The organism is Methylobacterium sp. P5_C11 (assembly GCF_054049775.1).
Map to the genome: position 1 here is coordinate 49,540 of NZ_JBFULS010000011.1, position 12,996 is coordinate 62,535.

Genomic DNA, 12,996 nt, shown 5'->3' on the forward strand with positions numbered 1-12,996 from the left:
GCTTGAGCGAGGGACAGGGTCAGGCGCGCCCGCGCCACGCCGCGAGGCGGGCTCGGACCACGTCGAGGAGTAGGCGTAGGGGATTGAGGTCGGCGGGCGCCGGGGCGGCGAGACCCGAGAGGCGGGCGTCGAGGTTCCGGGCGAACGCGGTGCTGATCCGGCCGGCGAGGTCTCGCACGAGGCCCGGACGGCCGAACTGAGCGAGCGGCCCGGTCAGGGTGTAGCCGACGTCGAGGTCGAGCCGCGCGGTCCCGGGTACCGGGCCGGCGCCGACCCGGTAGCGGATCTCACCCTTGGTGGCCGAGCGCCCGCCCGCATCCGCGCCGACGCCACGGACGCGGCCGCTCAGCGCCGCCTCGTCCCGCTCGATCCGGGCGCGGCCTCGGAAGGTCGCGGCGATCGGGCCGATCCGCACCTGCAGGCCGCCCTCCACCGTCTCCGGGGCGGGCCGACCGGTCAGGACGGCGCCGGGCAGRCAGGCCGCAACGGCCTCGATATCGGCGAGGAGCGCGAAGACGGCCTCGGGCGGGTGGGCGAGGTCGAGGGATTGGGTGAAGCTCTGGGCCGGCGCAAAGGCCTCGGCGAGGTCCGAGGCGGCAGCGGGCGCGAGCGCCGCCACCGTCCGGGACGGAGGCGCGGCGGCGGCGGCGACCGTTTCGCCGATCCGAGCCCCGACCGGTCCGAGCCGGCGCTCGCTGCTCGCCGACGGGCCGATGCCCCGGGCGCGGCGATCGGCGATCACGCCCATCACCGCCCGCACGATGCCGGCATAGCCGGTGCAGCGGCAGAGGTTGCCCGAGAGCCCGACGCGGATCCGGCGCTCGTCGGCCTCCGGCAGCCGCACCACGAGGTCGCGCGCGGCCACCAGCATGCCGGGCGTGCAGTAGCCGCACTGAAGCGCGTGCTCGCGGTTGAAGGCGCCGCGCAGCTCGCCCGCGATCTCATCCGCGTCGAGGCCCTCGATGGTGGTGATCGCGGCGCCCGCGCAGGCGCCCGCGAAGGTGAGACAGGCGCGCGCGGGCTCGCCGTCGAGGAGCACCGTGCAGGCCCCGCAGACGCCGTGCTCGCACCCGAGATGGGTGCCCGTGAGGTCGAGGGAGTCCCGCAGCACGTCGCCGAGATGGCTGCGCGGCTCGGCCTCGACCCGGCGGGCGACGCCGTTCACCGTCAGCGCGAGGGCCATGCGGCCCGACGGGGCGGCGAGGGCGGCGCTCATGCGGCCTCCGGAACGGAGAGGGGGTTCGGGCAGCCCGCCTGCGCTACCGCGCGGGCCAGCACCGTGACGTGGACGTGACGCTCGACCCGGTCGGCCATGCCGGCCTCGGCCAGGACGGCGTCGGCGACGCGCGGGTCGAAGCGCGCGGCGAAGTCGGGGCCGATGCGGCCTCCGAAGAGCGGGCGGGCGTCGGCCAGCAGTACGGGCGGCCCCTCGACGGCGCCGATCACCGCGCGCCCGCGCCCCGCGGCCGGCTCGATCCGCACGGCGCCGATGGCGTGGGCGAACTCGCCGATCTTGGCGCAGTGCTTGACGTAGCCCCAGGCTGCCCCGTCCGGCAGCGCCGGCACCCGGACCGCCGCGAGGACCTCGTCGGGTCCAAGCGCGACGTCGAGGGCTCCGGTGACGAAGCGCTCGACGGGAAGGGTGCGGCGGCCCGCGCGGCCCGCGATCTCGACCGCGGCGCCGAGCGCGGTGAGCGCGCTCACCCAATCCGCCGCCGGGTCGGCGTGGACGAGGCTGCCGCCGACCGTGCCGCGGTTGCGCACCGGCCGGTACGCGATCGCGGAGGCGACGCGCCGCAGGGCGCCGTCGGTATTGTCGGGCACACGCCCATCCTCGATGTCGGCATGCGTCACGCAGGCGCCGAGCACCAGGGTGCTGCCGTCCATGCGGACCTGCCGGAGTTCGGGAACCCCGGTGATGTCGAGGACGAGGTCCGGCTCGACGAGGCGGAGGTTGAGCATCGGCCCGAGCGACTGGCCGCCCGCGATCAGCTTCACGTGGCCCGTCGCCTCTGCGAGGCGGTCGAGGAGCGCGGGCAGGCTCGCCGGACGCTCCCAGGCGAAGGGGGCGGGCTTCATGCGGCCTCCCGGGCGCGGGTCTGCGCCGGCTTGGCAGCGAGCACCGCCTCCACGATCCGGTGCGGAGTGACGGGACTGTGCAGCATCTCGACGCCCAGCGGCCCGAGGGCGTCGTTGATGGCGTTGGCGAGCGCGGCCGGGGGGGCGATAGCCCCGCCCTCGCCGATGCCCTTCTGGCCGAAGCGCGTGTAGGGGGACGGCGTCTCCATGTGGTCGATACGGGCCATCGGCACCTCGGCGGGACCCGGCAGCAGGTAGTCGCCCAGGGTCGAGGCGAGCGGCTGGCCGCGGGCGTCGAAGCGCATCTCCTCGAACAGCGCCGTCCCGATGCCCTGCGCGAGGCCGCCGTAGATCTGGCCGTCCACGACCAGCGGGTTCACCAACGTGCCGCCGTCCTCGACGATGACGTAGTCGAGGATCTCGACCGCCCCCAGATCAGGGTCGACCGCGACGACCACCGCGTGGGCCGCGTACGAGAAGGTGCCGGAGTCGCGCTGCGGCTTGTAGCCCGCGGTGACTTCGAGCCCGCCCGGATCGGTGTCGGGCGCGAGATCCTGCGGGCGTCGGTACCAAGTGTGGGCGATCGTCGCGAGCGGGACATCGCCCGAGGGCCCGACCACGTGGCCGCCCGCGAAGCGGCACTCCTCGGGCTTCGCCTGGAGCAGGTGGGCGCCGATCTTCACGGCGCGTGCGCGCAGCTCCTCGCAGGCGGCCGCGACCGCGCCGCCCGCCATCACCATCACGCGGGAGCCCCATGAGCCGGTGGAGTAGGGCGTCATCGCGGTGTCGCCGTGAACGAGGCGGGTGCGCGCCACCGGCACGCCCAGGATCTCGTGGGCGACCTGTGCCAGCGTCGTCTCCAGGCCCTGGCCGTGGGAATGGGCGCCGATGCGGAGCTCGAGCCCGCCGTCCGGGGTCAGCCGGGCCGCGGCCTGCTCGTGGCCGGGCACCATCGGGATGCCCCAGCCGGAATAAACCGAGGTGCCGTGCGCCGCCTGCTCGCAGTAGATCGACAGCCCGAGGCCGATGCGGCGTCCGTCGGGCTCGCCGGCCTGCTGGCGGGCGCGCACCGCCGCGACGTCGATCGCCCCGAGCGCGCGGGCCAGCGCCTCCGGGTAGTCACCGCTGTCGAAGTGCTTCCGGGTGATGTTCTCGAACGGCATCTGCTCGGGCCGCACGAGATTCCGCTCGCGGACGATCTCGGGCGCGAGGCCCGCCTCACGGGCGACCGCGTCGAGCACGAGTTCGAGGGCGAAGCAGACGCCGGTGCGCGCCACACCCCGGTAGGGCAGGATCGGGCACTTGTTGGTGGCGACCGACCACGTGCGGCAGCGATAGCTCGGGAAGTCGTAGGGCCCCGGCAGGATGCTGGCGACCTGCGCGGCCTCCAAGCAGGCCGAGAACGGGTAGGCCGAATAGGCGCCGGAATCGACGGTCGCTTCGCAGTCGATGCCGCGCAAGCGGCCGTCGCGCTCCGCGTAGGCCGTGATCCGGTAGTGGTGCTCGCGGCAATTGGCGTTGGCGGTGAGGTGCTCGCGCCGGTCCTCCAGCCAGCGCACCGGGTGGCCGCAGCGCAGGGCGAGCCAGCAGAGCGCGACGTCCTCGGCCAGCAGGATCGCCTTGTAGCCGAAGCCGCCGCCGACATCGGGCGAGACGATGCGGATGCGGCCCTGCTCGATGCCGAGACATTCCGAGAGGCCGTTGCGCACGATGTGCGGCATCTGGCTCGCGGTGTGGACCACGAGCTGGTCGAGGCGGTGGTCGAGCTGCACGACAGTGCCGCGCCCCTCGATCGGCGCCATGCACTGGCGGCCGGTCGAGATGGTGCGGCTGACCCGGATCGGCGCGTCGAGTGCGGAGGCGATGTCGATGTCGACCAGCGTCTCCAGGTAGACGTTGTCGCCCCAATGCTCGTGGACGAGGGCGGAGTCGGGCTCGCGCGCCGCCAGCATGTCGTGGACGGCCGGCAACTCCTCCAGGTCGAGCACGATCGCGGCGGCGATGTCCTCGGCCTCCGCGCGGGTCGGGGCCACGCACATCGCCACCAGCTCGCCGACCTGCCGGACCTTGGTCGTCGCCAACACCGGCTGTTCCGAGGCCTTGAAGCCGGGCAAGCCCGAGACCGCGCGGATCGGCAGGACGCCGTCGAGATCGGCGGCGGTGAAGACGCGGTCGCGAAAGGCCTCCGGTACGTGGATCGCCCGGATGCGGGCATGCGCCAGGGGGCTCCGCACGAAGGCGACGTCCTGCAGGCCGGGCAGGCGGAGGTCGCCCACATACTGGCCGCGCCCGCGCATCAGGCGGTCGTCCTCCTTGCGGGGCAGGCGTGCCCCGACGCCCTCGGTGAGGCCGCTCCTCGGTGGGGTCGTGTCGCTCATTGGGAAGCTTCCTCAAGGAGGTCGCGTGCGGCGCGGACCAAGAGGCCGTTGGGCCGGCGGAACGCGTCGAGGATCGAGAAGTGGTCGGCGCCCGGCACAGGCAGCAGCGCACCGGGCGCGTGTGCGGCGCTGCGGAGCGCGTGGAGGTTGCGCGCGTCGTGGACGAGGGCGGGCAGCTCCCGGGTTCCGTAGGCGACCGTCATGGGCTTGGACACGACCGGGAGCCGCAGCGGCGAGAGCGCGGCGATCTCGGCCTCGGTCAGGGCGAGCTTCGCGTTCAGATAGGTGTCGCGAATCGGAGCGAGGTCGTAGACGCCCGAGATCGCGAGCCCCGCCGCAACGGCCGGGTGACCGAGATTCATGGCGGCGAGCAGAGCGCCGGCCGACCAGCCGGAGAGCACGACCGGGCCGCCGATCCCGTTGCTCGGGCCGCGCGCCGCGAGCCAGTCGAGAGCCGCTCCGATCTCGGCGACGATGCCGGCAAGGCTCGCTTCCGGCGCCAGCGTGTAGCCCGGCATCGCCACGGACCAGCCGGCGGCGTTGAGGCCTTCCGCGAAGCAGGCGAAGTCGGCGCGCGCGTTGCGCTGCCAGTAGCCGCCATGGACGAAGACGAGGCACGGCGCGTCAGGGCCTGCCGGGTAGAGGTCGAACGCGGTGCGCCCGCCCACCGCGTAGGGGATGTCGAGGCCGGTCGGGTGCGCGGTCCGGTAGGCGGCCGAGGCCGCGTTTCGGGCCGCGATCTGCGCGGCACTGTCGGGCACGCCCGCATTGTTGTCGTAGCAGGCGCCCCGCGCCGCCTCGTCCAGCGTCTCCCAGACGAGCCGGGGGTCGGCCGGCCCGGGAGCGGCGAGGACGAAGTCCGAGGCCGCGGAGGAGGCCATTCCATGGGCCGCCATCACGCTGCGATCGCCTGGGGCAGGATCGGCGAATCGGCGTCGAATCGGTGGCCCGCCCGCAGGCAGAAGGCGGGGCGCAGCAGGCGCTCGGCCACGACCCGGGTGTCCTCGTTGTCGCGCAGCAGGAAGCGGCCGCGATCGTCGTGCAGCACCGAGACGTCGGCGGCGTAGCCAACCTTGAGGGCGCCGATGCTGTCGCTCATGCGCAGCATCTCGGCCGGGTGGGAGGTCACCATCGGCACCACCTCCTCCAGCGGAATGCCCAGCGCCATCATCGAGCTCATCGCCTGGGTGAGGCTGAAGCGGGCCTGCCCGAGGAAAGGGTGGTTCTCGTCGTCGTGGTGCTCGTCGGGGGTGCCGGCGGGCTTCTTCACCTCGGGCACCTCGGTGTTGTAGCCGTGCATGTCGGCGCCGAGGGTGTAGGGGATCACGCCGGCCGGCAGCGAGGCGCGCGCGACCCGGTAGGAGAAGTGGCTGCCGTGGCCGACATCGACCTTCAGGCCCGCATCCATCGCCCGGCGGATGATGTGGTGGACCTCGCCCGCCTCGTTGATGAAGCCGCCGGGATGGCGCGTGAAGGGATGGGCCAGCACGTCGCCGGGGCGCAGCAGCGGGATCACCCGCTCCACGATGGTGTCGGCGTCCTCGCCGTTGGCGCCCGATTCCGGCAGGCCCCAGAGCTGGCCGAAATGCACGTACAGGGGGAGATCCGCCCGCCGGCTGATCTCGGCGGCCATCTCCATCACCTTGATGCCCCAGCGGGCGAAGCCGCCGATCTCGGCGTGGCCCTTGATACCGCGCACGAGGTCGCGGTTCTCGGTGGCCGACTTCACGGTCGCGTCGATGTCGACGCCGTCGGGGCTGTAGAGGTTGGGGTAAAAGTGCCCCTCCAGGCCGCCGACCAGATAGGCCGAGAGGAAGGCGAGCACCTGGGTTTTCGAGCGCTCGGCGATGAAGTGGCGGAAGCCCGGCAGGGTCATGCAGGAGGGACCGCCCTGGTCCACCACCGTGGTGACGCCCGAGCGCACGCCGACCATGTCGGGGTTCAGGCCGAAGCGGCCGGTGACGTACTGGTAGACGTGGGCATGAGTGTCGATCATGCCGGGCAGCACCAGCTTGCCCGAGACATCCACGACCTCGGCAGCGGCGGAGGGCAGGATCGTCTCCTCGACCGCGGCGATGCGCCCGCCCTGTACCGCCACGTCGCGGATGCCGTCGATGCCGGAGGCCGGGCAGATGACGCGTCCGCCGCGCAGGATCAGGTCGTAGCGGGTCTCGTTCATCACACCACCTTGTCCGTTGAGTCGCATTGACCGACCGAGGTTAGGCAGAATATTTCCAAAAAGGGAAGCATGCTTCGTATTTTTCTGGGATTGCATAGTTCGTGCCAGTGAGAGCCGACGAGCGAGGGGGCAGCAATGGTTGACGGAGTGGGTCAGGCCGAGGGCGCCGCTCGTGCGCATGATCGACATACGGATTCTCAAGAGAGCAAAATATTCGGCCAGCCTTGGCCTCTGGCAGAGCGCCCCGGATTTCTGGTCCGGCGGCTGCATCAGATACACGTCAGCCTTTTCAACGAAGAATGTGCCGCCTTCGGCGTCACGCCGCTTCAATACAGCCTGCTGTCGGAGCTAATGTCCCGCACAGAGGCTGATCAGACCACCCTGGCCAATGCTGTTGCTCTGGACAGAACGACGACCACAGGGGCGCTCAGGCGCCTCGAGGCTCGGGGTCTCGTCAGCCGATCGACCTCCACGTCCGACCGCCGCGCGCAGCGGTGCCGACTGACCGCGGAAGGAATTAAAATTCACAACGCCATGGCCGCTGCCGCACGACGCGCTCACGAAGCGACCGTGGCTGTTCTCTCCCCGGCGGAGCGGCAGATCCTGACGCAGCTCATGAAAAAGGTCGCCCTCGCCCACGGCCAACGTCATGAGGCGACGGTGCTCTGACCTGGGCAGCATTCCAGAACCTTCGCACACGGATAACGGCTAAAGCAGAAGATCCGCCGAAATTTGATCATTCCCCGTGCACGAGTTCGGGCGCAAACCTTATGCAGGAATGGCTATAGGAGATCGCCAGATCTTGACGCGGAAACGGGCCGCCAAACGGATCATAAATCGATATCAAGACATGGCAGGAATCTGCATGATATGCCGCCCGGGCGAGCGGTCATCGGCTCGACGATCGTCGTAATCCTCTCTTAGAACTATCAAGACGCCCGCACCGATCTCGGCTCGTTTCTGAGGGGGTGCTCGATTGCCCCGTCGGGACGGAAGGCTGAGCCTGATAGATCGGACTGGGCCGGCGATGTCGCCCTGAACCGCGAAATGGTCCGCGCATGTTCGCACGCGCTTCGCGCGCCGCGTCAGCCGATTGCGGATCGCGCGTGAAGTGGGTGCAAGGATTGGGCTGTAAGGCGCCGTTCGAGGTCGGGAACGATCGGGCGGGCCGCTCGGCCCTCGCACGCCGGCCCGTCGCGGTGGGTGCCTTTTGTTTGCGAAGGCGTGATTTAGTCGAGCCGTCTTCGGCTGGCTTTATTTCAAAAACAGATCGCCGCTGAAGATGAGGACGGTTCCAAAGGGAGCAAGCGGCTTTGCAGGCTTTCTCAGCGTCCGCTTCGGGGCGAATGCCCTCGTCGGCTAAGCGGCCATCATGGGCGCAAAGCGGAAGGTCCGGTTCTGCGAAGTCCCAACGTCGGTGTCTGGCTAAGCTCGGGCGGCCTGGTCGGCCTTGCCAAACTTTCGCATAGACCGCGGGCGGAGCGCCGCTTAGCTGAGAACAGCGAGAGCCGCGACTAAATCGGCGACCAAATCGTCAGGATGCTCAATCCCGATCGACACTCTGATCGTCGCGTCCGTGATTCCTAGGCGGTCACGCACGGCCTTTGGCACACCCGAATGGGTCGTAGAGGCCGGGTGGCTGGCGAGCGATTCAGTGCCACCTAGGCTCACGGCGAGCTTGAATAATTGAAGAGCGTTGAGGACTTGGAACGCCTCTGCCTCGCCGCCTACGATGTCGAATGAGAATGTCGAGCCTGGCGCCGCGCATTGCTCGGCATAGACGTGCGCCCGCTGCGATCCGGGCTCCAAATGCGCGAGATGGTGAAGGCGCGACACCTTCGGATGCGCAGCCAACATGCGGCCGACGATCTCGCCATTGCGGTTTGCGGCATTCATCCGCAACGTCAAGGTTTCGAGCGAGCGCCCGAGCATCCAGCAGGAATGCGGGTCGAGGCCGGTTCCGATCGCTGAGCGCAGCAGCCGCACCGGCCTGATCCGCGCTGCTGAGCCGAGAGCAGCGCCAGCGATCAGGTCGGAGTGGCCGCCGACGTACTTCGTCAGCGAGTAGACCGAGATGTCGACGCCGTGGCGCAGTGGGTGCTGGAAGAGTGGACCGAGCAGGGTGTTGTCGCAAACCACGACCGGAGCTTCACCGCCCTGCCGCGCGCCGATCTCGTCGGCGACCTCGCGGATCAGGCTGAGATCGACGAGGGTGTTGAGCGGGTTCGAGGGTGTCTCGATCATGACGACGCTGACTCGTCCCGCCTCAATGGCTTGGTTGGCCGCCGCGCGCACGCTCGCCGGATCGACCCCATCGGCGAATCCGAACGGTACGATGCCGAAGCCTGCTAGGGTCTTGGCGATCAACGTTTCAGTGCCGCCATAGAGCGGCTGCGAGTGCAGGATCGTGTCGCCGGGCCGTGCGAAGGCCAGGATCGTGGTCGCGATCGCTGACATGCCGGAGGAGAAGACCAGCGCGGCCTCGGCCCCTTCGAACACGGCTAGCCGATCCTCGACAATCTCGCTGTTTGGATGGTTGAAGCGCGAGTACACGAGCCCCGCCGCCTCGCCGACTGGGGGCTCGCGCCGCCCGGAGACGTAGTCGAAGAAGGCTTTGCCGTGCTCGGCCGAGGTGAAGACGAAGGTGGATGTGAGGAAGACCGGTGGCTTCACCGCGCCCTCGGACAGAGCGGGATCGTAGCCATAGCCGAGCATCAGGGTTTCGGGATGGAGCGAGCGGTTGCCAAGCGCCTTCTTGTGGTAGCGGTCGTTGGACATGCTGCCTCGCTCCGACCCGGCTCCAGCTCGGGGCTGGTTAGCCCGTTCGTGCTTTAAATCCGGTGTTCCGGGCGAGGGAGCGCTCAGTTTAATGTGCAGCCATGTCCGCCGTCAGCATTCCTGAGTGAGCGCCTCCAGGGCCGGTTCCGCCGCCGGAGTGAGGGGTCGCGCCGGGGGCTCACAGGCCGACCGGGAAGGTCTCGGGCACCTCGCCCGCATCCCACTCCGAGGTCCGTTCCAGCGGCGTCACCGCGCGGGTCTCGTCGAAGTGGAGGATCGCGTCGAACTGATCCGAAAGGCGTGCCTGGAAGTAGTGGCACTGCAGCTCCGTGTCGGGTCGGTAGATGACGCCGATCGCCCGCTCGGTGCGGGCCGCCCGGAGCAGCTGCGCCGCCGCGCTGCCGGCCGTGAGGGGCAGCAGGAAGCGGTGCAGGCCGAGGGCGTGGAACAGGGCCTCGTAGCTGCCGTGACGCGCGGGGCGGACACCCTTGCGCTCGGCCGGCTGGTCCCAGTCGGAAGCGGCCGTCACGGTCCCCGCATAGGTGGTGAAGCCGACGCTCACGACGGCGCGGCCGTAGCGCTCCCGCAGCAGCTGTCCGAGGTTCAGTTCGCCGCGCTCGCCCATTGCGGTGGCGCGCGCGTCGCCGAGATGGGAATTGTGCGCCCAGACGGCGATCTTCACGGGGCCAGGCCGGCGTTCCAGATGCGCCACCAGCCGCTCCAGGCTCTCCGCCATGTGGCGGTCCCGCAGGTTCCAGGAGGAGACCTCCGCGAGGAACATCGTGCGGTAGTAGGCCTCGGCGCTCTTGACGACGCGCGCGTTCTGCTCGGCGTTGAAGAGTTCCTCGACGTCGGTGCTGCCGCTCCAGGCCAGGGTATCGGCTGCGCGCCGCTGCAGGGCCAGCAACTGGGCGACGGCCTGCTCCTGGCAGGATCCGATGCCCTCCAATCCGGCCATGAAGCCGTAGACCTGCCCGCTGTCGCCGAACCGGTCGAAGCAGGCGTAACGGGCGCGCGCCGCCTCGGCGGCGTCCGGTTCGAGGGCTTCGAGGCAGCGCAGCACCGCTTTCATCGAGGCGCGCAGGCTGTAGAGATCGATGCCGTAGATGCCGACCCGGGCCTCGGCCGGCAGGCCCTGATTGCGGGTGCGCAGCCACTCGACGAACGCGACCATCTCGGCATTGCGCCACATCCAGGTCGGGAAGCCGCGGAAGCCGGCGAGGGCCTCGACGGCGTCGAGGTCGTCGCTGTCGCCGCGGACGTAGCGGTTCACCCGCCAGGCATCGGGCCAGTCGGCCTCGATGGCCACGGCCCCGAACCCCTTGTCCATGATCAGCCGACGGGTGATCTCAGCCCGTTCCCGGTAGAATTCGTGCGTTCCGTGGGAGGCTTCTCCGAGCAGCGCGAAGCGCGCATCGCCGATCAGCGCCAGCAGGGCATCGTAGTCGCGGGGGCCACCGTCCAGGGGTATCGCCGCCGCACGCAGGCGCCGGAGGGTCGTGGCGTCCGCTTCGGCGGCGGGCAGCGCGGCGGGATCGGCCGTGCCCGAGGCCTGCGCGCGCCCGAGCAGGCGGCGCACCTCGTCGTCGCTCGTCTGCGCGAAATCCCGGTAGGCGGCGCCCACCGCCCAGAACGGTTCGGGCAGATCGGCGCAGATGACCGTATCGGCCTCGTGTTTCAGTCGCTCGACCGTGTCGCGGGAGGCGGTGGGCACGGCCACGACCACCGCCTTCGGCCGGCGCTGCCGGATCGCCCGGATGGCGGCCTGCATCGAGGCGCCGGTGGCCAAGCCGTCGTCGACTAGGATGACGGTGCGCCCGCGAACCTGGGCGGGGGGGCGACCGCCGCGATAGACGCGTTCGCGTCGCAGAAGCTCCTCGCGCTCCTGCGCGGTCACCGTCTCGATCAGGTGCGGGGGAACCTTCAGCGACGCGATGATATCCTGATTGAGCACTCGGACGCCGCCGCTGGCGATCGCCCCCATGGCGAGTTCCTCGTAGCCCGGCACGCCGAGCTTGCGCACCACGAACACGTCGAGCGGCGCGTGCAGCGCATCGGCCACCGCGGCCGCCACGGGAACCCCGCCGCGCGGCAAAGCCAGGATCACGACGTCGGGGCGGCCGGCGAAGTCGGCGAGGTCCTTGGCGAGTTCGCCCCCCGCCTCGGCGCGGTCGCGAAAGATGCGCTCGGCCATCGCCACCCTCCCGCTGCGCGGATCCTGGACAGGGATTGTCGTTCGCCGGGGCGGGCGACCCGGTGCGTCGCGCCCACCCCGGCAGCGCCTTCGGAAGCCGGCTAGGCGGCCTGGACGGCGATCGTCTTCTCGGCCTTCGCCTCGGCGGTCTTCGGCAGCGTCACCGTCAGCACGCCGTTCTTGAGGACCGCTTCGATCTTGCTCGCGTCGACGCCCGGCGGCATGCGGAAGGCCCGCTCGATGGCACCGAACCGACGCTCGGACAGGTAGAGGCCCTCGCCCTTGCGTTCCTGCTCCTGCCGCTTCTCCCCCTTGATCGTCAGCATGCCGTCGGTGACTTTGACCTCGACATGGTTCTCATCGATACCGGGAAGCTCGGCCGTGACTTCATAGCAAGTCGGCTTGTTCTGTATGTCGGCTACGGGAGACAGTTGCCACATGGCGCCACCGCTGGTGAACGGCGTCGTCGCCGCCCCGAGGAAATCGAACGGCACGCGTTTCAGGCTGCGCGCCAGATCATCGATGAGATGATCGATGTCCCGGCGCACGTTCTCGAACGGCCGCCACTCGGCCGGCGTGGACGGGCGCTCGCCCCCCTCAGTGCTGACCGCCACTCTTGTACCGGACTCGGCCATGGTGAATGCCTCCTCTAAAAAAGACGAAGCGTCTCGGTAGGGCGCGCGCCCTGGAAGGACATTGATCCATCTCAAGATCATCGGCGCTGGAATACGGAGCATCCAGTAATATTCGAAACATGTTGCATGGTGCGCGAAGATATAGCCCGCAAAATATCGAAATGATCACAGGATTTTCCGCGCAGGATTTTACCCGCGCGGCCAGTGCGCGGCGGACGGCCGCGTCGTCACGGCGGGACCCCGCCGTCGAGTCCAGGACCGCCTACGCGGCGATCCTGCTTAGTGATGATGCGCGGAGACGGCGCGCAGAACCTCGCCCGAGAGCCCGGCACCGACCTTGTGCGAGATGTCGCCGAGGCTCACCATGCCGACAAGCTCCTGGTCGGCGTCGATGACCGGAAGACGGCGAATCCGCCTGTTCTCCATGATCTTGATCGCCTGAGCGAGATCGTCATCCGGGGCACAGCAGACGACCCGGGTTGTCATCACGTCGTTCGCCGTCATCGTCCGCGGGTTCCCGCCGTCCGCGAGGGCGCGACATGTGATGTCCCGGTCGGTGATGATGCCGACCAAGTGGCCGTCCGACTTGACGGGCAGTGCCCCCACATCGGCATCCCGCATCTGCCGCGCAATTACGTCGACTTTCGTCTCGGCCGAGACGAAAGTCGCACCTCTGTGCATGACGTCACTGACTTTCATAGGCGTGGCCTCGTGCTGATGGTTCCAGATCCGTCCGGAATCGCCTTCGCGCGG

The 12,996-nt window shown here is 69.7% G+C and carries 10 protein-coding genes; 1 reads left to right on the plus strand and 9 read right to left on the minus strand.

Going from position 1 to position 12,996, the window contains the following annotated elements; translation table 11 throughout:
• Positions 1–19: 19 nt before the first annotated feature.
• Genes ACXJKQ_RS08620 through ACXJKQ_RS08640 form a run of 5 tightly spaced genes read right to left on the minus strand, consistent with a single transcriptional unit; the run spans position 20 to position 6,636 of the window.
• A complete protein-coding gene (locus ACXJKQ_RS08620; RefSeq protein ID WP_457105344.1) occupies positions 20–1,216 on the minus strand; it encodes a xanthine dehydrogenase family Fe-S subunit in 1,197 nt (398 codons plus the stop codon).
• Positions 1,213–2,079 carry an FAD binding domain-containing protein gene (locus ACXJKQ_RS08625; protein WP_457105345.1) on the minus strand — a complete coding sequence of 289 codons (867 nt, stop codon included), beginning with the start codon at positions 2,077–2,079 and terminating at the stop codon, positions 1,213–1,215. The genes ACXJKQ_RS08620 and ACXJKQ_RS08625 overlap by 4 nt, the downstream gene beginning before the upstream one ends.
• Positions 2,076–4,457 (minus strand): xanthine dehydrogenase family protein molybdopterin-binding subunit, encoded by a 2,382-nt coding sequence (locus ACXJKQ_RS08630; protein ID WP_457105346.1) that lies wholly within the window; start codon positions 4,455–4,457, stop codon positions 2,076–2,078. The genes ACXJKQ_RS08625 and ACXJKQ_RS08630 overlap by 4 nt, the downstream gene beginning before the upstream one ends.
• Positions 4,454–5,353 (minus strand): alpha/beta hydrolase, encoded by a 900-nt coding sequence (locus ACXJKQ_RS08635; RefSeq protein ID WP_457105347.1) that lies wholly within the window; start codon positions 5,351–5,353, stop codon positions 4,454–4,456. The genes ACXJKQ_RS08630 and ACXJKQ_RS08635 overlap by 4 nt, the downstream gene beginning before the upstream one ends.
• On the minus strand, positions 5,353–6,636 hold the full coding sequence (locus ACXJKQ_RS08640; protein ID WP_457105348.1) for an amidohydrolase/deacetylase family metallohydrolase: 1,284 nt from the start codon (positions 6,634–6,636) through the stop codon (positions 5,353–5,355). Before ACXJKQ_RS08640 ends, ACXJKQ_RS08635 begins: the two co-directional genes overlap by 1 nt.
• A 135-nt stretch (positions 6,637–6,771) precedes the next feature.
• Between ACXJKQ_RS08640 and ACXJKQ_RS08645 the strand changes: the two genes are divergently transcribed.
• A complete protein-coding gene (locus ACXJKQ_RS08645; protein ID WP_457105349.1) occupies positions 6,772–7,305 on the plus strand; it encodes a MarR family winged helix-turn-helix transcriptional regulator in 534 nt (177 codons plus the stop codon).
• An 819-nt stretch (positions 7,306–8,124) separates the two neighbouring features.
• Here the strand turns inward: ACXJKQ_RS08645 and ACXJKQ_RS08650 are convergent.
• From ACXJKQ_RS08650 to ACXJKQ_RS08665, 4 genes are all read right to left on the minus strand, one after another.
• Positions 8,125–9,414 carry a cystathionine gamma-synthase family protein gene (locus tag ACXJKQ_RS08650; RefSeq protein ID WP_457105350.1) on the minus strand — a complete coding sequence of 430 codons (1,290 nt, stop codon included), beginning with the start codon at positions 9,412–9,414 and terminating at the stop codon, positions 8,125–8,127.
• 178 nt (positions 9,415–9,592) lie between these two features.
• The gene (locus ACXJKQ_RS08655) at positions 9,593–11,608 is read right to left on the minus strand and encodes an erythromycin esterase family protein (RefSeq protein WP_457105351.1); all 2,016 of its coding nucleotides are present in this window, start codon (positions 11,606–11,608) and stop codon (positions 9,593–9,595) included.
• Between the two features lie 101 nt (positions 11,609–11,709).
• Complete coding sequence (locus ACXJKQ_RS08660) at positions 11,710–12,243, minus strand: Hsp20/alpha crystallin family protein (protein ID WP_457105352.1); 534 nt, start codon at positions 12,241–12,243, stop codon at positions 11,710–11,712.
• 279 nt (positions 12,244–12,522) lie between these two features.
• Positions 12,523–12,942, minus strand: a complete 420-nt coding sequence (locus ACXJKQ_RS08665) for a CBS domain-containing protein (protein WP_457105353.1) — start codon at positions 12,940–12,942, stop codon at positions 12,523–12,525.
• Between the last annotated feature and the right edge of the window lie 54 nt (positions 12,943–12,996).

Bases quoted from the DNA above. Each gene is read 5' to 3' on its own strand.
- ACXJKQ_RS08625 (WP_457105345.1), bottom strand. From the start codon at position 2,079: ATGAAGCCCGCCCCCTTCGCCTGGGAGCGTCCGGCGAGCCTGCCCGCG.
- ACXJKQ_RS08630 (WP_457105346.1), bottom strand. From the start codon at position 4,457: ATGAGCGACACGACCCCACCGAGGAGCGGCCTCACCGAGGGCGTCGGG.
- ACXJKQ_RS08635 (WP_457105347.1), bottom strand. From the start codon at position 5,353: ATGGCGGCCCATGGAATGGCCTCCTCCGCGGCCTCGGACTTCGTCCTC.
- ACXJKQ_RS08640 (WP_457105348.1), bottom strand. From the start codon at position 6,636: ATGAACGAGACCCGCTACGACCTGATCCTGCGCGGCGGACGCGTCATC.
- ACXJKQ_RS08645 (WP_457105349.1), top strand. From the start codon at position 6,772: ATGGTTGACGGAGTGGGTCAGGCCGAGGGCGCCGCTCGTGCGCATGAT.
- ACXJKQ_RS08650 (WP_457105350.1), bottom strand. From the start codon at position 9,414: ATGTCCAACGACCGCTACCACAAGAAGGCGCTTGGCAACCGCTCGCTC.
- ACXJKQ_RS08655 (WP_457105351.1), bottom strand. From the start codon at position 11,608: ATGGCCGAGCGCATCTTTCGCGACCGCGCCGAGGCGGGGGGCGAACTC.
- ACXJKQ_RS08660 (WP_457105352.1), bottom strand. From the start codon at position 12,243: ATGGCCGAGTCCGGTACAAGAGTGGCGGTCAGCACTGAGGGGGGCGAG.
- ACXJKQ_RS08665 (WP_457105353.1), bottom strand. From the start codon at position 12,942: ATGAAAGTCAGTGACGTCATGCACAGAGGTGCGACTTTCGTCTCGGCC.